Source organism: Vibrio sp. J383 (assembly GCF_023503985.1).
GTDB lineage: Bacteria > Pseudomonadota > Gammaproteobacteria > Enterobacterales > Vibrionaceae > Vibrio > Vibrio splendidus.
Map to the genome: position 1 here is coordinate 1658567 of NZ_CP097294.1, position 21137 is coordinate 1679703.

The following is a 21137-nucleotide window of genomic DNA, read 5'->3' on the forward strand; positions in this document are numbered from 1 at the left end:
AATATTGTTTAGAAGAACAAGCAATAAAAAAGCCATGCATCAATGACTCTACATGGCTTTAATGAGGGCAACTTTACGCTGCCCTATCTACTTGTTGGTTTAGACTAAATGTCGGTTCAGACTAAAACTAAGCCCTCTCGATTAAATCGAGCTTTGGTCGAAGTCGTTGCCTTGATCGGTTCCAGTTTGAGAATCTGAATCGAAGCTTCCAGAGTCATCCGTGAAGTCAACACCTTGATCTTGACCACCTGAACTTGTCCAGTCGCTGCCTCCAGATTCCATACCCGCCATGTCCGGTTGCTGCTCTTGCGTAGAACCTTGCATGGTGTATTGATCATCGACCTCAACTTCAACAGAACCGCTAGCACCGTCTATTGAACTACCCAATTCGTCGTAACCTTGGAATTGGATCTCGCTAGTACCTTCATAACCTTCTGGAAGTTCAACGGATACAGGCTGCTCTAGGTTGCCACTGATTGTGAAGCTACCATCACCGTTATCCAGTGCGTTGCTCACAGTAGCGCCCTCAGGTAGACCAGACATATCAGCGTAATCAACCGATTCGTTACCACTTACCTCATCTGGAATCGAGATAGAGATGGTATCACCCGGTGCCGCGGTTACATCTGCTGTACTGTCTTCAGTTTCAGCATCTTGAGCTTGGTCATCAGCTTGTTGAGCCACTTCCACTTGTTGCTCTTCTGTTGCTTGAGCAGCTTGGACTTGTGGTTCATCACTTTGTACTGAATCATCTTCAACTTGGATACTTAAGCTGTGGCTTGATACTTCACCGCCGTCGTTAACTTCAACATTCATCGCTAAATTGCCATCGAAGTCTTCGTTCGGCCAGTAAGTCCACTCACCTTCACCTGATTCGGCAAAGAAGCCAGCATCGTTCGCGTCTGCAACATCAACAACTTGTGCAGAATCACTCACGCCCAATTCATCCACCAGCTGTGCATCAGTGATAGTTAGTGAACCATCATCAGCTAAGGCATAACCTTCACTCGCCGCTGCTTCATCACCACCTTGGATATCCACATTGAAGAAGCTTTCGATGCGGTTTTCACCATCGGTCGCTATAAACCCAACTTGAACATCACCGGTGTAGTCTTCAGCAGGTGTGAATTGATAGTTACCTTGGTTATCGCTCTCAATTACACCCTGACCTTCCATCAAGCTTACTGACTCAATGCTCAAGCTATCGCCTTCTGCATCGCTCAGGTTCGCTAACATGTCTTCATCAGTGAACGACAAAGTTGCATCCGCTGCGATTTCCGTCGTCGTGATGCTGTTAACTTCTGGTGCTGCATTCTCTTGCGAGTCGCCTTCTTTCACGACTACGCCAGTTTGCTCATCATGAAGCACGCCATCTTTATCAACCACGTAAGCAATATCTGCTTCGCCAGTAAAGCCTGGTGCTGGTGTGAACGTCCAAGTGCCATCGCCATTATCGACAATCTCACCTTGGCTGCGGTCGGCAAGATGAACCAGTTTCACTTCATCATCGCTGTCAGCATCCACATTCTCAGCCAAACCGATTAGGTCGTCCGCCGTTAGGATGATGGAATCACCCGCTACGGTTTCGAAATCACCAGAATCGATGCCATCTTCAAACGCTTCCGGCTCATCTCCGTAATCAACCGTTGTTGCGCTAACCGTTACGAAGAACTCACCATGGAAGTCTTCAGGAGGCGTCATTTGAATGTTTGAGATATCCCAATCGAACAGGTCGATGTATTGACCCGGCTCGGTGATCATCACGGTATTCACACCATCTGTTACCTCGAATCCAACAGGGAAACCTGTCATCACCAAGTTACTCAGTGTCTCTGAGTCATCGACTAGGCCAACGTTCAGTCCCAAGTGACCCGTTTCATCTTCGCCGAAGACTAATGGACCGTCATGGTCAGTTGAAATAACCGCGCCATCTGCTACAGGACGTACGTACACAGGAACATCGAGAACGGTTTCAAACTCACCGTCACTCACGACAACTTGTAGGTCAGAAACACCCGCAAAGTCGCCTGTTGGTGTGAATGTCCAAGTACCATCACCGTTGTCTGTTACTTCTCCGCCATCTTCACCGTCTGCGGTGATAATGCGAGAAACAACAAGGTCAGCGGTATCGATGTCACCGAACAAGTTCATCAAGTCGCCAGCATCGAAAGTGAACGCGCCATCTTCGTCTGTGGTCATCATTGCGTTGCCGACATTGAATGGTGCGTCGTTAACCGGAATGACATCCACATTCAGCGAGCCATCAACCACTTCTTCGCCGTCAGTCGCTTGATAACCCAGTTCTACCAAGCCATTGAAGTCTTGCGTAGTCACTAAGTGATACATGCCGTCTGGTTGCTGAGTTAAGGTCGCGTTCGCTGGAGCTCGAACTGTGATGCTCTCGATGCTGATCTCATCGCCATCAAGGTCTGTAACTTGATCCGCGATGTAAGCTGGGTCAATCACCATGACCACATCTTCTTCGCCTTGCATCTCAATCATTGGTGCTTCAGGTGCATCATTCACTGGCGTGACATCGATGTTGCCGTCGACTGAAATTGTCTCTTGGCCATCGCTAACGTTAAACGTCATTGGCACATCGCCATTGAAGTTTTCGTTTGGCGTAAATGACCAAGTACCATCTTCGTTATCTAGCAACTCACCTAAGCTAGGATCGATTTGTAGACCAGAAGCCGACAGCTCGTCTGCGGTGTTATCGATGTCGGTAGCTTGAGCTAACAACATGTCTTGTGTGATAAGAATGGTGCTGTCTTCGGCTGTGGTTAGTTTCACATCCTCCGACTCAGGTCCATCGTTCACAGCCAGAACGTCGATTCCTGCCGTTGTTGTAGCAGTCGCACCGTCATCATCGGTCACGACCACATCTAGGCTGATATCACCATTAAAGTTCTCGTTTGGCGTGAAGGTCACAGACCCGTTATCGTTTTGAACCAAGGTGCCGTCAGAGCCTGTGTAAGTCACACTTTCAAGCGACACTTCACCATCAACGTCAGAGCTATTAGCAATTAACTGCTCAGGGCTGATTGTGATGGTGCCATCTTCGTTCATTTGGTAAGACGTAGAACCCGCTACTGGCGCATCGTTAACATCCGTTACCGTCACACCAATATTGGCATCGACTGTCTCAGTGCCATCAGTCACTGTGAAGCCAAGATTTACATCGCCATTGAAGTTCTCGTTCGGAGCAAAGCTATAAGTGCCGTCACCGTTGTCAGTGAACACACCCTCTGCGCCCGTGTAAGACACGTCAGCGATAGACAAGTCATCGCCGTCAATGTCTGCAGCGCCTGCTAGTAGGTCTGCATCCGTGAAGATTAGCGTTCCATCTTCCTCAACGGTGAAGCTTTGGTCTGCGGCTGTCGGTAGGTCATTGACTGGGTTAACGGTTAGGTCTACGCCAGCTTGAACAGTTTCAAGGCCATCTGATACATCGAAGCTCAAATCAATGTCACCGTTGAAGTCAGCATCCGGAGTGATAGTAAATGAACCATCATCGTTCGCTGTTACGGTCGCATTGTCACCTGCAGATAGGTTGCTTGCGGTCAGTGCATCACCATCAACATCGGATGCGTTAGCCAGCAACTGCTCTTGAGATAGCGTAATTGAACCATCTTCATCAACCGAGTAAGCCACGTTTCCGGCCACTGGTGCGTCGTTAACTGCAATGACTTCAATACCAGCGGTAGTCTGAGCCGTCGCACCGTCGTCATCAATAACCGTCACATCAAGGTTGATGTCGCCGTTAAAGTTTTCGTTTGGTGCGAACGTTACCGAACCATCTTCATTTTGAACCAAGATACCGTCTGCACCTGAGTAGCTCACGCTATCAAGCGACACTTCACCGTCCACATCGGAGCTATTCGCAATCAACTGCTCAGGGCTCAATGTAATAGTGCCATCTTCGTTCATTTGGTAAGACGTTGCGCCTGCCACTGGTGCATCGTTAACGTCTGTTACCGTTACGTCGATGTTTGCGTCAACCGTCTCTGTACCATCAGATACTGAGAAGTCCAGACTTACGTCACCATTGAAGTTCTCGTTTGGTGCAAAGGTGTAAGTGCCATCGCCATTGTCGGTGAACACACCCTCTGCGCCAGTGTAAGACACGTCGGCAACTGAAAGTTCATCACCATCAATATCAGAGGCACCCGCTAGCAGTTGCTCGTCTGTAAAGGTAAGTGAACCGTCTTCTTCAGTGGTGTAAGCGACATCTTCTACAACCGCGATGTCATTCACTGGATTCACAGTAAGGTCGGCCGTTGCAACAACCGTTTCAGTACCATCAGAAAGGTCGAAGCTTAGATCAATGTCACCATTGAAGTCGGCATCCGGGGTAATGGTAAATGAACCATCATCGTTTGCCGTAACGGTAGCGCTATCACCCGCGGTTAGGTTAGCCGCGGTAAGATCATCGCCGTCCACATCCGATGCTTGAGCAAGCAGTTGCTCTTGGCTTAGCGTGATTGAACCATCTTCATCCACTGAGTAAGCCAAGTCACCTGACACTGGCGCGTCGTTAACCGCGATAACTTCAATACCCGCAGTGGTTTCAGCCGTTGTACCCTCTTCATCAGCAACGGTGACATCTAGGCTGACATTGCCGTTGAAGTTTTCATTTGGAGCAAAGCTGTAAGTACCATCACCATTGTCAGTAAATATACCGTCTGCGCCTGAGTAGGAAACGTCGCTAACGGATACATCACCTTCAATGTCTGAGCTGTTCGCAAGAAGCTGTGCTTCAGAGATGGTAATCACGTTATCTTCGTCAACGCTGTAGGTCGTTGAACCTGCAACCGGCAAGTCATTAACAGCAATGACGTCGATACCTGCGGTTGTTTCAGCGGTTGCGCCATCTTCATCCATAACAGATACATCAAGACTGATGTCACCGTTAAAGTTTTCGTTTGGAGCAAAGGTGTAAGTACCATCACCATTATCAGTGAATACACCATCAGTGCCGCTGTAGCTTACATCGCTGACAAACACTTCCCCTTCAACATCCGAGCTATTCGCCAGAAGTTGTGCATCGCTTAGCGTGATACTGCCGTCTTCTTCAACGCTGTAAGTTGTAGAACCTGCTACCGGTACGTCGTTGATTGGAACCACTTGAACATCAATATTCGCCGATACAACATCTGTACCATCACTCACATCGTAAGTTAGGTCGACGCTGCCATTGAAGTTCTCGTTTGGAGCGAAGGTGTAAGTGCCATCGCCATTATCCGTGAACACACCGTCGGTGCCTTCGTAATTAACCGACTCGACAGAAAGATCATCGCCGTCAATATCCGTTGCACCAGTCAGTAGCTGTTCATCGGTAAAGGTCAGCGAACCATCTTCATTAATGGTGTAGTCGTGGTCGTAAATTACAGAAAGGTCGTTAACTGCTGTTACGGTCACGTCTAGTTCCGCTGGAGTAACCCCACCGTTGCCATCGTCTACGTTGTAGCTAATCGAGAATTCACCATTGAAGTTCTCTTCCGGTGTAATGGTGTAAGTACCATCACCATTGTCAGTGATAAGAGCGTTCTCAATGGAAACATCTCCAACACTTGGTTCGTTTCCACCCGTATCACCAGAGTCATCACCTTCATCGCCAGTTAGCAATTCAGAGATATCAATGCCGTTTTCATTCGCGAGCGCTTCTTCTGCCGTTGGTAAATCAAACGCATTCTCGCTGCCTACATCTTGGCTTGGAACAATAACGCCATTCACGATATCAAATACATGCCAATGGTCACCTGATGGGTTATCAGATAAATCAGGGCTAAAGGTTTCAACCAATGTATCGCCTACAAACACCTGAACTTGTACATCTTCAACACCATCTACATCCCAACTTCTGCTGGTGTAGTTGTGTACTGAATAGTGCATGTCAGCATCTTGATAATTTGGAATAGTGATGGTTTCAGGGCCGCCACCATTTGTGTCATCTACATCTTGTTGAACAACGTTACCTTCACCCAAATCATGGCTCATGTCGCGATAGTAAATATGGTCTAGCTCATTGCCATTCTCTGTATCGTAGAGCCATAGGTGGTTGTCCATATCACGTGGGCTGTCACCCCATGTGACCACGATACGCATATCTGTTTCTTCAAGTACTTCGGATATAGCGGTTACGCCACCGTTGGTATCTTCGCCTGCTGGAACTAGGAAGCTGCTAGTAATAGAGCCTTCTTGTTCAATAGTGACGGTACCTTGGTCAACAACAGGACCGCTCACAGAGTAGTTACCGGATTGATCGGTCACCGCTGTGTAAGAATGACCTGCGTTGTCGGTTAGCGTAACATCCGCACCTGCGATTGGATTACCAGTTTCAGCATCCAACACAGTACCGGTAACGGTCGTTTCATCGCCTTGCTCTCCGATAATTGCGGTCATGTCATCGTCTTCGATGTCAGTCGCGAATTGTAGGAGCTCTTCTTGAGTAATGGTGTATGAACCGTCTTCTTCAATGGTTATCGCCACATCAGCAGAAACAATTGGCGCGTCGTTAACTGGGTCAACGGTTAAGCCTAAGTTAGCGGCAATTGGTGTGTCGCCATCGCTGATGCTGTAGGCAACATCGATGTAACCATTGAAGTTTTCGCTTGGAGTGATTGAGAACGTGCCATCGCCATTATCGACAATCGTTGCATCGTCGCCCACTAAGGTTAAGTCGGAAGCGACAAGGTCATCGCCCTCAATATCAGCGGCATTCGCAAGTAACTGCTCCTGCGTGATAGTGATGACATTATCTTCATCAACGTTCGCATAAACATCAGATGTCGTTGGCAAGTCGTTGACTGGGTTTACCATCAGATCGGCGTTCGCCACAATCGACTCGGTGCCGTCCGAAATATCAAAGCTTAGGTCGATATCGCCATTGAAGTTCGCATCTGGCGTTACCGTAAAGGTGCCATCACCATTATCAACAACGGTTGCATTATCGCCTGCGCTTAAGTTGCTTGCGGTCAGATCATCGCCATCCACATCAGATGCTTGAGACAGCAACTGCTCTTGAGTCAGAGTAATGGAACCATCTTCATCAATGCTGTATGCCAAGTCACCCGATACTGGTGGATCGTTAATTGGAAGAACATCAATACTTGCGCTGGTGGCTACTGTCGCACCGTCTTCATCAGTCACCACTACATCGAGGCTAACATCGCCATCGAAGTTTGCATTAGGTGCAAAGCTGAATGTGCCGTTACCGTTGTCAGTAAAGATACCGTCAGCGCCTGTGTAGTTCACGCTATCAATCGCCACTTCACCTTCAATATCCGAAGCGTTCGCCAACAGTTGCTCTGCACTGATGGTGATAACTTCATCTTCGTTGACTGAGTAACTGGTTGAGCCTGCGATTGGCGGATCGTTCACCTCAAGTACAGTGATTCCCGCTGTGGTCGCTTCTGTTGCCCCTTCTTCATCGGTAACAATAACCGCTAAGCTCACATCACCATTGAAGTTCTCGTTTGGCGAGAAAGTATAAGTGCCGTCACCGTTGTCTTCGAACACACCGTCACTGCCAGTGTAAGACACGCTATCAATCGCAACCTCACCTTCAATATCTGAAGAGTTGGCTAATAGTTGTTCGTTACTGATCGTGATTGAGTTGTCTTCATGTACGGTGTAAGACGTGCTGCCCGCCACTGGTGGATCGTTCTCAGGCGTCACGCTCACATCGATGTTCGCTTGAACCGTACCCGTGCCATCTGACACATCAAAGCTGAAGTTCACATCACCATTGAAGTTCTCGTTTGGCGCAAAGCTGTAGCTTCCGTCGCCATTATCAGTAAGAACGCCATCAGCACCCGTGTATGTCACACCTTCTACCGTTAAGTCATCACCTTCAACATCCGTTGCACCCGTTAACAGGTCAGCGTCAGAGAAGTTAAGAACCCCATCTTCACCAATAGTGAATGTTTGGTCTTGTGGCTCTGGCGCATCATTGACAGGTGTTACCGTCAAGTCTAGGCCAGCCGCAACCATGTCTTCCCCATCGGTTACATCGTAACTAAATTCGATATTACCGTTGAAGTTTTCACTCGGTGTAATGGTGAAACTGCCATCGTCGTTCATTTGAACGGTCGCATTTTCATCATTGGTGGTTAGGTTGATTGCTGATAGGTCATCACCATCAATGTCGACAGCGTGCTCTAGCAACTGCTCTTGAGTTAGCGTGATGCTGTTATCTTCGGCTGTCACGGCACTGATATCACCATCAACTTCTGGAGCATCGTTCGCTGGCGAAATGTGAATCGTCACATCTTGTGTTGCCGTTGCGGTGGTGCCCGTATCAACATCAGTCGACGTCGCATTCACGGTTAGAACCACATCCCCATTGAAGTCACCTGAAGGGATAAACTCTAGCCCTTCTAGCTCGCCAGGTTGCAATGACCAAGTGCCATCACCGTTATCAGTACCTGCAGAAAGCGAGCTGCCTTCCGGCACGTCTTCAATCAAGATAGCAAGGTTTTCTGAACCATCGGTATCAGTAAGCGCCGCATCAATATCAAGTGGTACAGGTGTATCTTCGGTACCAATGATTTGGTAATCCGCGTCAGACACTGTGATTTCAATGTTATCGATGCCAAACGACTCATCACTCACACCTTGGTTCAAGGTTGAACCGAAGCCTAACTCAAGTTGGCCGTCTTCAACGGGTACCGTTAGGTTGATTTGGTGTGCTTGGTCGTTCCAACCACTGAAGCCTTCACCTTGCGACACGCCGTGAACAACTTCACCCACTTCATTGCCCGCTGAATCGTACAACGTTGTCGTGCCATCTTGAGTTTGGAACGCCGAGTTGTCTAACGAAGTAAGCTCTTCGCCGCCGACAAAAATTTGGAATGACTCACCATCCCAAGAATCAATTTCGTAGAAACTGAACGAGATATTAACTTCGCTCACATCACTTGGAATGTCGTAAGTTTTGCTGACAGCTTCATCGCCACCAGTGCCACCAATACGACCCAGCATGTCACCTGATTCGAAGCCTTGTGAGCTTTCAGTACCGGTATTCCAACCGTTTGAGCCAGACTCGAAGTTGTCTGAAGCAATCACTAGGTCAGAAGCAATCGACAGCTCTGGCATATCAACCACAGATTGAACATCAATTGTCGCTTCTGCTGGTACTGTCGCGGTACCGTCATTCACATCGAACGTCACATTCACATTACCGTCGAAGTTTTCATTCGGTGCGAATGTGTAAGTGCTGTCGCCGTTATCAACCAAAGTACCGCTATTTGAAGCAACATTTTCAACCGATAGGTTATCGCCATCAATGTCGCCCGCATTTTGCAGCAGTTGTTCTTCAGTGAAGGTAAAGCTGGTGTCTTCTTGAGTCACAAATTGTGGCTCACCGACTGTTGGCAAGTCATTAACTGGGTTAACCGTTAGATCAGCCGTTGCTTGAAGCGTCGCATCGCCATCAGTAATGTCGAAGTTCAAATCAATGTCGCCATTGAAGTTAGCATCTGGCGTGATAGTGAAACTACCATCATCGTTTGCTGTAACTATCGCATCACCACCAACAGTTAGGTTAGCCGCTGTTAAGTCATCGCCGTCAACATCGCTCGCTTGAGCAAGTAATTGCTCTTGGCTCAAGGTAATTGAACCATCTTCGTCCACGCTGTACGCCAAGTCACCCGATACCGGAGCATCGTTAACAGGCAGAACATCAATGCTTGCGTTGGTTGCTACGGTTGCGCCTTCTTCATCAGTAACGACAATATCAAGGCTTACATCGCCATCGAAGTTAGCGTTTGGTGCGAAGCTGAATGTTCCGTCACCATTGTCGGTAAATATACCGTCTGAGCCTGTGTAGTTAACGCTATCAATCGCCACTTCACCTTCGATATCAGAAGCGTTCGCCAACAGTTGCTCCGAACTGATGGTGATAACTTCGTCCTCGTTGACTGAGTAGCTCGTTGAGCCTGCGATTGGTGGATCGTTCACCTCAAGTACAGTAATACCCGCGGTGGTCGCTTCAGTTGCGCCCTCTTCATCGGTAACGACAACATCAAGGCTAACTTCGCCGTTGAAGTTTTCGTTTGGCGAGAAGGTGTAAGTACCGTCACCATTGTCTTCAAAGACACCATTAGCGCCAGTGTAAGTCACGCTATCGACTGCCACATCACCTTCAATGTCCGAAGAGTTAGCAAGTAACTGTTCGTCGCTGATGGTAATTGAGTTGTCTTCATGAACGGTGTAAGACGTGCTACCTGCAACCGGTGGATCATTTTCTGGTGTCACGCTGACATCAATGTTGGCTTGAACCGTATCCGTGCCATCTGACACATCAAAACTGAAGTTCACATCACCATTGAAGTTCTCGTTTGGCGCAAAGCTGTAGCTTCCGTCGCCATTATCAGTAAGAACACCGTCCGCACCTGTGTAAGTAACGCCTTCAACCGATAGGTCATCCCCATCAATGTCGGTCGCCCCTGTCAGCAAGTCTTCGTCAGTGAAGTTCAAGACGCCATCTTCGCCAATGCTGAACGTTTGGTCTTGTGGTTGTGGAAGGTCATTAACTGGATTAACGGTTAGGTCAGCCGTCGCAACAAGCGTATCTGTACCGTCGCTAATGTCGAACGTTAGGTCAATGTCACCATTGAAGTTCGCATCTGGCGTAATGGTAAAGCTGCCGTCATCGTTAGCAAAAACCGTCGCGTCTCCATCAACAATCAAGTTAGAGGCAGTAAGGTCGTCTCCGTCTACATCGCTTGCTTGAGAAAGAAGCTGCTCTTGGCTCAAGGTAATCGAACCGTCTTCCTCAACACTGTATGCCAGGTCGCCTGATACTGGCACGTCGTTGATTGGTAATACATCAACCGTAATAAACGTATCAACTTGAGCGCCGTCTTCATCTTGAATGGTCACATCCAACTGCACTTGACCGTTGAAGTTTTCATTCGGAGCGAAGCTACATGTACCGTCACCATTGATTGAGAAGATACCGTCTGGGCCATCGTAGTTGATCTCAACAAGCTCAACATCACCTTCAATATCAGAAGCGTTCAGCAGAACTTGAGACTCATTGAAAGTCAGTACTGAATCTTCATCGATGGTGTATGACGTTGGGCCAGCAACTGGCGGATCGTTCACCTCAAGGACAGTAATACCCGCCGTTGTTGCTTCGGTCGCGCCATCTTCATCCGTCACGACAACATCTAGGCTAACTTCGCCATTAAAGTTCTCGTTTGGCGAGAAGGTGTATGTACCGTCACCGTTGATTTCCAGAACACCGTCGCTACCACTGTAAGTCACGTTATCAATTGCGACTTCGCCTTCGATATCCGAAGAGTTCGCTAGCAGTTGTTCGTTACTGATCGTAATAGAGTTGTCTTCATGAACCGTGTAAGACGTACTACCCGCAACCGGAGGGTCATTCTCTGGCGTCACGCTTACATCAATGTTAGCGGTTACCATATCGGTACCATCTGATACATTGAACGAGAAGTTCACATCGCCATTGAAGTTTTCGTTTGGAGCGAAGCTGTATGTGCCATCGCCATTGTCGGTTAGGACACCATCTGCGCCAGTGTAAGTTACACCTTCAACACTTAGGTCGTCCCCTTCAATGTCCGTTGCACCTGTTAATAGGTCTTGGTCATTGAAGGTTAACACGCCATCTTCGCCGACTGTGAATGCCTGGTCTTGTGCTTCTGGACCATCGTTCACTGGTGAAACCGTTAACTCCAGATTGGTAGAGACAACATCATCACCATCAGACACATCAAACGTAAAGTTAACATCGCCATTGAAGTCAGCATCTGGCGTTAATGTGTACGTACCATCACCGTTATCTGTGATAGTTACGCTCTCATCATTGGTTGCTAAATTCAGAGCCGTCAGCTGGTCGCCATCGAGATCACGAGCATTAGCTAACAAGTCTTCTTGCGTAATGGTGATAGAACCATCTTCTTCTACTGTTGCTGCAACAGGCAGCGCTTCAGGTGCGTGCTCAATGTGCGCGCCTGTCGCGTTAATGTAGATGGTTTGAGAGACCGTTTCAGAATCATCATTCGATAGCTCTGTTGCGGTTGCAGTTACATGAACTTCAAGCTGTTCGTTGAAGTCTTCTGGTAACTGGATTTGTAGTGAATTTTCGATAGCCGTTGTCGGTAAGTTCACCGTACCATCAGGGCCAACGGTCACTTCACCGCTGTAGATTTGGCTGTTCACTTCACCCACATCGATTGTGAAGTTGAAATCTGTGTAGTCAGCATCACCGCCGCCATACAAATCTTCAAAGCCGTAAACCAGTTCGCCGTCTTCATTAACCGTCGTGCGAGTATGTTCGATACCATCTTGGTTTAGCTGAGAGCTTGAACCACCATGGAATATCGCGTCACCATTCTGCCCTTGCACCACGGTTTCAGTGCCATCAGCAGCAACAAAGACAAGTTGAGGATCAACCGTATCCATGTTCGCTGGTGAACCATCCTCAGCACGGAACTCGTACTGACCGTCTTGCATCGCGTCAAAGTCGTTGTGTTGATGCCCGTTTGGAATTAAGAACAGGTTAAAACTCTCACCTTCCTCGACTTGGAAGCTGAACTGATCTTGCCCAGGGACAAGGTCACCGCCGCCACCCACTTGTGATGCATTCTCGTAGACAACTTCAACACCTGTAATGTTGCCGTCTTCATCGACTTTGTAGTAACCCGCTGCGTTTTGGTATCCCGCGGTTTCACCTTCAAACGTTACTGTGATTTCAGTATCGTTGTAACTGGTGATACCGTTTTCTTGGTCATTCAGAACGCCTTCATTATCGTATTGAATAACCGAACCTTCTGGCACACCATCCACCGTTACCGTCAGTGTTTCTGATAGATCTTGGTCTACTAGCGCAGCCGCAATATTAAGCTCAACAATGCCGCCTGGCTCAACCAAAATAGCTTGGTCATCAACGTTAACGCCGTCGCCATCGGTTATCACAAGATCCGGCGCATCCGCGACTGCTTCAATATGAACGTTAAGGTCTTGTTCAACCTCATCCGTACCGTCTGTCACAGTAAAGCTGAACTGCAGATCACCACTGAAATGCTCTTCAGGAACGAAGCTGAACGTGCCGTCACCATTGTCGGTGACTGTGCCTTCATCGCCAGAGTAATTGATGCTAGTAACACTGAGGTCATCGCCATCAATATCAATCGCACCACTCAACAGATCTTCTTGAGTGAACAGGATGCTGCCATCCTCTTCAATGTGATACATGCCTGGAGCAACAATTGGAATGTCATTCACCGGATTAACGGTCAATGTCATATCATTAGACGTGCTCAGCTCACCGTCGCTCACCTCATAAGTGAATGCAATATCACCGTTGAAGTTTTCAGAAGGTGTCACTGTGTACGTGCCATCACCGTTGTCGACAATGCTTGCGTTCGGATCATTGGTTTCAAGCGAAGAAGCAAATAGCTCATCGCCATCTTGGTCGCTCGCGTTCTCCAGTAGCATTTCTTGTGTAACGAGGATTGAACCATCTTCGTCGACATCAGCCACCATTGGCGTCGCTTCTGGCGCATCATTGACGAACTCAACTTTTAGGTCGATGTTTGCGGCAACCACATCCGTGCCATCGCTCACATCAAACGCTAGGTCAACATTACCGAAGAAGCCCTGCTCTGGTGTTAATGTGTATGTTCCGTCGCCATTGTCTGTGACTTCTACCGTGTCGCTTGCACTCGTCACATTCACAACTGACAGTTCATCACCTTCAACGTCTGTCGCTTGTGCCAGTAACTCAGCTTCGGTAATAGTAATCGCTTGACCATCTTCCGTAGTGAAAGACATGTCAGGCACGTCTGGCGCATCATTGATTGGATTGACGGTTAGGTTGAGGTCAGCCGCAACAGTTTCGATCGCGTCAGTGACATCGTAAGTAAATTCAATCTCACCAAAGAAATCTGCACTTGGTGTAATCGTGAAGCTACCATCTGGGTTTTCTACAACAACCGCATTTGGATCGTTGGTCGCAAAGTTAACCGCTTCAAGGTTATCGCCATCTACATCGGTTGCATTCGCTAACAGATCCTCTTGAGTGATAGTGATTGAACCGTCTTCATCAACAGCGGCTTCAATTGGACCACTCACCTCTGGGCCTTCATTGACAATTTCAACGTCAACTCTTGCTGTGCTTGGTGCGCTTGCTTGGCCATCACTGATATCGAAAGTCAGATTCACTTCACCGTAGAAGTCCTCTGCAGGTTCGAAGGTAAAGGTATTATCACCGTTATCCGTTAACGTACCTTGCGTTTGGTCTGCAAGTAATAGGTTTTCGACATGAAGAATGTCGCCATCAACATCGGTAGCACCAGACAATAGGTCTTTCGCTTCGATGATCATGGAGCCGTTTTCAAGCATTTGGGTGTGCAATGGTTCACCCGGAACCGGCACATCATTGACTGGTACAACCGTTAGGTCTAGGTGCGTTGCAACTTCATCAGTTCCATCAAACACCTTGTAGTCGATGTCGATTTCACCATTGAAGTTTTCATTCGGCATGAAGGTAAACGTACCATCGCCGTTGTCGACCAAGTCACCGTTATCACCACCGTAAGTTATGTCAGAAATAGACAGCGTATCGCCTTCCACATCAGTGGTGTTCGCTAGTAAGTCATCTGCACTGAACGTGATACCTTCATCTTCATCTGTCGATAGAACAATCGGGCCAGAAACGATTGGCGCATCATTCACCGATTCGAAGTTGATATTAATGATGTTGCTGTCTGTTAGCTCACCATCGGTAACTTGGTAACCGAGTTCGATTTCACCATGGAAGTTTTCATCCGGTGTTACCGTCCAAGTACCATCACCATTATCGGTGAGTGTTGCATGCTCTGAGTTTTCACCCACCAGCTCTAGATTTTGAATATCAAGGTCGTCGCCATCAATATCAGAGGCTTGTGCCAGTAGCTGTTCTTCTGTAATCACAACAGAAGCAAACTGAGCAGAACCTTCCGTATCGATAGTGATATTCGGAAGATCAGCCGTTAGCTCGATTTCGTTGTCACCCGCATGGATGTTCAACTCAACCGTTTCGGTGATTTCTGAACCGTCTACACCAATCGATGTAAACACAGCTTCATCATGAAAAGTTTGTGACACTGTCATGTTTTGAACGACGTAAGTACCATTACCTTGCACGGTACCAAGCTCAAAGTAAGACACCGGTTGATCAACCGTTAGCGTGTAATCTGTCTCGAAAGTACCACGGTCTTCTTTGTGGTAAGTCATCGAGTCAATTAGGTCGCCATCCTCATTGAACGCTTTGATTTCTACTTCTGTAAAGTGACGAGACTCTTCCATGAACCAACCACCCAAACCATCTAGGTGGAAACTGATTTCATTGATGTCTTGACCTTCAACCGAAACTGTCAGTTTCTCATCACCACTTAGACCTTGGCGGTCTGTATCACCAAGTCCGTGACCAATGTGGGTGTTACCATTCCAGGCACCAAGCGGATCATCGTTACTTTGAACGGTTACCGTTAAGTCACCATCTGAGAACTCACGAGTATAAGGGTCAACTTCTGTCCCCCAATCATCCACACTCGCGTTATCGTCAAACGTACCAATTTGTGTGGTGTGTGTACCTTCAGCAAGAGCATCTTCACTTGGAACAAAGCGCACTTCGGTATCTGCAGGAACTTCTTGTCCTACTTCCAGTACCACCCATTCGTCATTCACATTCGCTTCAATGATGCCGTTTTCTGGCGCTTGGTCTAAACGTAGTGCTGGTTCTTCACGAAGTGTCACACCAACCGTTTGGTCTTCTTGTGCTTGGATGAAGATTTCATCGCCCGCTTCCGGCGCATCGTTGACAGGATTAACCGTCAAGTCGAGTGTCGTCAGAACTTCATTTTCACCATCACTGATGCTGTATGTGAAGTCCAACTCGCCATTGAAGTTTTCTGTGTGCGTAATGGTGAATGAACCATCGTCATTCGCAACAATCGTCGCGTCAGGATCGTTGGTTTGTAGGTTAGTTGCCGTTAGCTCATCACCCTCAACATCGGTCGCATTCGCAAGTAACTGCTCTTGAGTAATGGTGATTGAATTATCTTCGTCGACTTCAGCCTGAATACCAGATGTTTCAGGGCCGTCATTCACAGCAATAACATCGATGCCAGCGGTTGTAGTTGCGGTTGCACCGTCTTCGTCAACGACAACAACGTCTAGTGAAATATCACCATCGAAGTTTTCATTTGGCGTAAAGGTGTAAGTACCATTGCCATTATCAACAAATGAGCCGTCATCACCGGAGTACGATACTCCAGACAATGATACATCGCCTTCTACATCGGAAGAGTTTGCCAATAATTGCTCATCACTGATCGTGATTTGGCCATCTTCTTGAACTGTGTAAGATGTCGGGCCAGCAACCGGTGGATCATTCTCAGGCGTTACACTGACATCAATAACAGCTGATGTTGAATCAGTACCGTCAGAGACATCGAACGAGAATTGAACATCACCATTGAAGTTCTCGTTTGGAGCAAAGCTGTATGTGCCGTCGCCATTATCGCTAAGAACACCATCTGCACCTGTGTAGAGCACGTTTTCAATCGACAGTTCATCACCGTCAATATCCGACGCGCCTGCAAGCAGATCAGCATCGGTGAAGAGTAACGTACCGTCTTCTTCAATCGTGAACTGTTGATCTTCCGCTTGTGGCAGGTCATTAACCGGATTCACAGTAACGTCTAGGCCAACTTGAACTGAACCACCATCGTTATCGATGATATCGAAGTTCAGATCTAGGTCACCGTTGTAGTCTGCGTTCGGTGTGATGGTGTAGCTGCCATCATCATTATGTTGGATGGTCGCATTTTCATCAGTAGATAGATTGATAGCTTCTAAGTTGTCGCTATCAATATCACCTGCTCTTGCTAGCAATTGCTCTTGGCTTAGCGTGATGGAGCTATCTTCATTGATGGTGTAAGCCAAATCACCCGATACTGGCGCATCATTGATTGGCAATACATCAACGTTAATGTGTGTTTCAACCGTTGCGCCATCTTCATCTTGAATGGTCACACCCAGTTGAACCTGACCATTAAAGTTTTCATTTGGTGCAAAGCTGCATGTACCATCACCATTTACAGTGAAGATACCGTCAGAGCCATCGTAGTTAATGCCAACAAGTTCTACATCGCCTTCGATATCCGAAGCGTTCACAAGAATCTGAGATTCACTGAACGTCAGAACCGAATCTTCGTCAATGGTGTATGACGTTGGACCCGCAACCGGTGGATCATTCACTTCTAGAACGGTGATGCCCGCAGTGGTTTCATCAATCGAACCGTCTTCATCGGCAACAATAACGTCAAGGCTGATATCGCCACTGAAGTTTTCATTAGGAAGGAAGGTGTAACTGCCGTCACCATTATCTTGGAACACACCATCTGTGCCGCTGTAAGTTACGCTGTCAATCGACACTGCACCTTCAACGTCAGAAGAGTTTGCTAGCAACTGCTCATCAGAAATTGTGATGGCATTGTCTTCGTTGACCATGTACGAGGTTGAACCCGCAACTGGCGGATCGTTCTCAGGCGTCACACTGACATCAATGTTAGCGCTGACCGTTTCTGTGCCATCAGACACATCGAAACTGAAGTTCACATCGCCATTGAAGTTTTCATTTGGCGCAAAGGTATAAGTACCATCACCGTGGTCGGTCAGTACGCCATCACCACCTGTATAGCTAATACCTTCAACGGTTAAGTCGTCGCCATCAATATCGGTGGCACCGGTGAGTAGGTCTGCATCTGTAAATTGAAGCGTACCGTCTTCTGCAATACTGAATTGTTGGTCTTGAGGAACCGGCAAGTCATTAACTGGGTTAACAGTAAGATCGGCGGTTGCTTGAACCGTGTCAGTACCATCAGTGATGTTGAATTGAATATCAATGTCACCATTGAAGTTCGCATCTGGTGTGATGGTGAAACTGCCGTCATCGTTAGCTACAACCGTCGCATCACCACCAACCGTTAAGTCGCTCGCGGTTAGGTCTTCGCCTTCAACATCGGACGCTTGAGACAACAGCTGTTCTTGGCTCAATGTGATTGAACCATCTTCGTTAACGTTGTAAGCCAAATCACCGGATACTGGCGCATCATTGATTGGCAGTACGTCAACATTGATGACGGTTTCAACCTCTGCACCATCTTCATCACGAATGGTGACATCAAGCTGAACTTGGCCATTAAAGTTCTCATTCGGAGCGAAGCTACAAGTGCCATCACCATTTACTGAGAAGATACCTTCAGGGCCATCGTAACTAATACCAACAAGCTCAACATCCCCTTCTACATCTGAGGCATTAAGTAGCACTTGTGATTCACTGAAGGTCAACACTGAGTCTTCATCAATAGTGTAAGACGTTGGGCCTGCGACTGGCGGATCGTTCACTTCAAGAACATTGATGCCCGCGGTCGTCGTGTCGGTCGCGCCATCTTCATCAGCAACAACCACATCCAGTGCAATTTCACCGCTGAAGTTTTCATTGGGCGAGAAGGTGTAAGTGCCGTTACCATTGATTTCAAGGACACCGTCACTACCAGAGTAAGTCACGCTGTCTATCGATACATCACCTTCAATATCTGAAGATGTTGCCAATAGTTGTGCATCAGAAATGGTAATCGAATTGTCTTCATTAACTGTGTAAGACGTTGAACCCGCAACTGGCGGATCGTTCTCTGGAGTCACGCTAACATCAATGTTTGCAGACACCATATCTGTTCCGTCTGAAACATCGAAGCTAAAGCTCACATCACCATTGAAGTTTTCGTTTGGCGCAAAGCTGTATGAGCCGTCACCATGGTCTGTCAGTACCCCATCAGTCCCTTCATAACTGATGCCTTCAACCGTTAAATCATCACCCTCAATATCGGTTGCACCAGTTAGCAGATCTGCATCAGTAAACTGCAGCGTACCGTCTTCTTCAATGCTGAACTGTTGATCTTGAGGAACTGGCAGGTCGTTAACTGGGTTAACGGTTAAATCAGCAGAAGCTTGAACCGTATTGGTGCCATCAGAGATATCGAAGCTGATATCGATGTCGCCATTGAAGTTCTCATCTGGCGTGATGGTAAAGCTGCCATCGTCGTTAGCAACAACCGTTGCATCACCGCCAACCGTTAGGCTGCTGGCAGTAAGGTCATCACCTTCCACATCAGATGCTTGAGAAAGCAACTGCTCTTGGCTCAAACGAATCGAACCGTCTTCATCGATTGAGTAAGCTAGGTCACCTGATACTGGCGCATCATCAACCGCCGTAACACTCACATCAATATTCGCAGAGACCGTATCGGTGCCATCTGACACATCAAAGCCAAAGTTTACGTCACCATTGAAGTTCTCGTTCGGTGCAAAGGTGTAAGTACCGTTACCGTTGTCGGTAAGGATACCGTCGCCGCCATCGTAGGTCACACCTTCAACCGTAAGGTTATCGCCTTCAATGTCCGTTGCACCTGTTAACAAGTCTGCATCGGTGAAGATTAACGTGCCATCTTCTTCAACGCTGAATTGTTGATCTTGAGGGACTGGCAAGTCATTGATTGGGTTAACGGTTAAATCGGCAGAAGCTTGAACCGTGTTAGTGCCATCTGAGATATCAAAGCTGATATCGATGTCACCATTGAAGTTCGCATCTGGCGTGATGGTAAAGCTGCCATCGTCGTTTTGAGTAACTGTCGCATCACCACCAACCGTTAGGCCACTAGCAGTTAGATCATCGCCTTCTACGTCAGATGCTTGTGATAGTAATTGCTCTTGGCTTAAACGAATCGAACCGTCTTCATCGACTGAGTAAGCAAGGTCGCCAGATACTGGTGCATCATCGACTGCTGTTACGCTTACGTCGATGTTTGCAGCTACCGTATCAGTGCCATCTGACACATCAAAACCGAAGTTTACATCGCCATTGAAGTTTTCATTCGGCGCAAAGGTGTAAGTACCATTACCGTTGTCGGTAAGAATGCCGTCGCCGCCATCGTAAGTCACACCTTCAACAGTAAGGTTGTCACCTTCAATGTCCGTCGCACCAGAAAGAAGATCAGCGTCGGTGAAGACAAGAGTTCCGTCTTCCTCTATTTCAAACGTTTTATCTTCAGGAACCGGCGCGTCATTAATCGGACGTACCGTTAAATCAATTGCGCTGCTAATCGTTTCTTGGCCGTCACTGATGTCGAAAGTAAGGTCAAGTTCACCATTGAAGTCAGCAGAAGGAACTACTGTGAAAGTACCGTCACCATTGTCTTGAACGGTTGCATCAGCACCAACTTGAACGTTAGAGGCAACCAGTTCGTCCCCATCTACATCACTTGCGTATTCGAGTAATTGTTCTTGAGTGAATGTTATGGAGCCATCTTCATCCATGATGTAAGCCAGATTTTGTTCTGCTTCTGGCGCATCATTTTCACTTTCTACTTGGATTTTAAACGTTTCGCTTACTGTTTCAGAATCAAAGTCATCCTCTACTTCACTGATGGTCTCTTCATCTGAAGCTTGAACATCAACGGCAAATGTCTCTTCGACTGTCTGTGAATCGAGGTCGTCACCAACTTGTTGCTCACCCGATTCAGAAGATGTAGAACTCGACGCTGCAGAGGTACGTGCAGCTTGGCCTTGTTCTTCATTACTTTCAGCGTCTGCTCCACCTGTCGCAGACTCTGCGTTATCGCCACCTACTGCTTGAGCGCCAGCACCTGCTCCGCCACCACTGCCAGCAGCATTGTCCGAGCCAGCTTCCGAAGCCGCACCACCGACTACATTGGATTGTGCTGCGTCTGAATCTCCATCGCTTTCTGGCGTCTCTTCTTGAACAGTCGCACCAGAAGCCGACGCATCTTCAGCATTACCTGCGCCACTCGGATTGTCTTCTAAAGCCTGATTAACCTCGTCGGCCGCATCCGTGTTTTCAGCACCCGTCGCTATTGTCGACGCAATCGTATTTTGTTGATTTTGTTGATTCTGCTGTTGGGAGGGCGTACCCGCGTCGTTCGTGTCCGTTTGTTCTACCGCGTCATTTAGATCTTCATTTTGGTTGTTTTGGTTATTTTCGCCTGCCATTACAGCCTCCGTTGCTACTAGCTAACTGATCGTATTTAGAGGCATTAAAG

Annotated in this window: 1 protein-coding gene; it reads right to left on the minus strand. The window is 47.6% G+C overall.

Translation table 11 applies throughout. From position 1 onward, the window contains the following. Window positions 1–141: 141 nt before the first annotated feature. Window positions 142–21087 carry a tandem-95 repeat protein gene (locus tag M4S28_RS23785; protein WP_249633045.1) on the minus strand — a complete coding sequence of 6982 codons (20946 nt, stop codon included), beginning with the start codon at window positions 21085–21087 and terminating at the stop codon, window positions 142–144. Window positions 21088–21137: the final 50 nt, after the last annotated feature.

Excerpts from the sequence above, each read along its gene's own strand:
- M4S28_RS23785 (WP_249633045.1), bottom strand. The coding sequence starts at position 21,087 with ATGGCAGGCGAAAATAACCAAAACAACCAAAATGAAGATCTAAATGAC.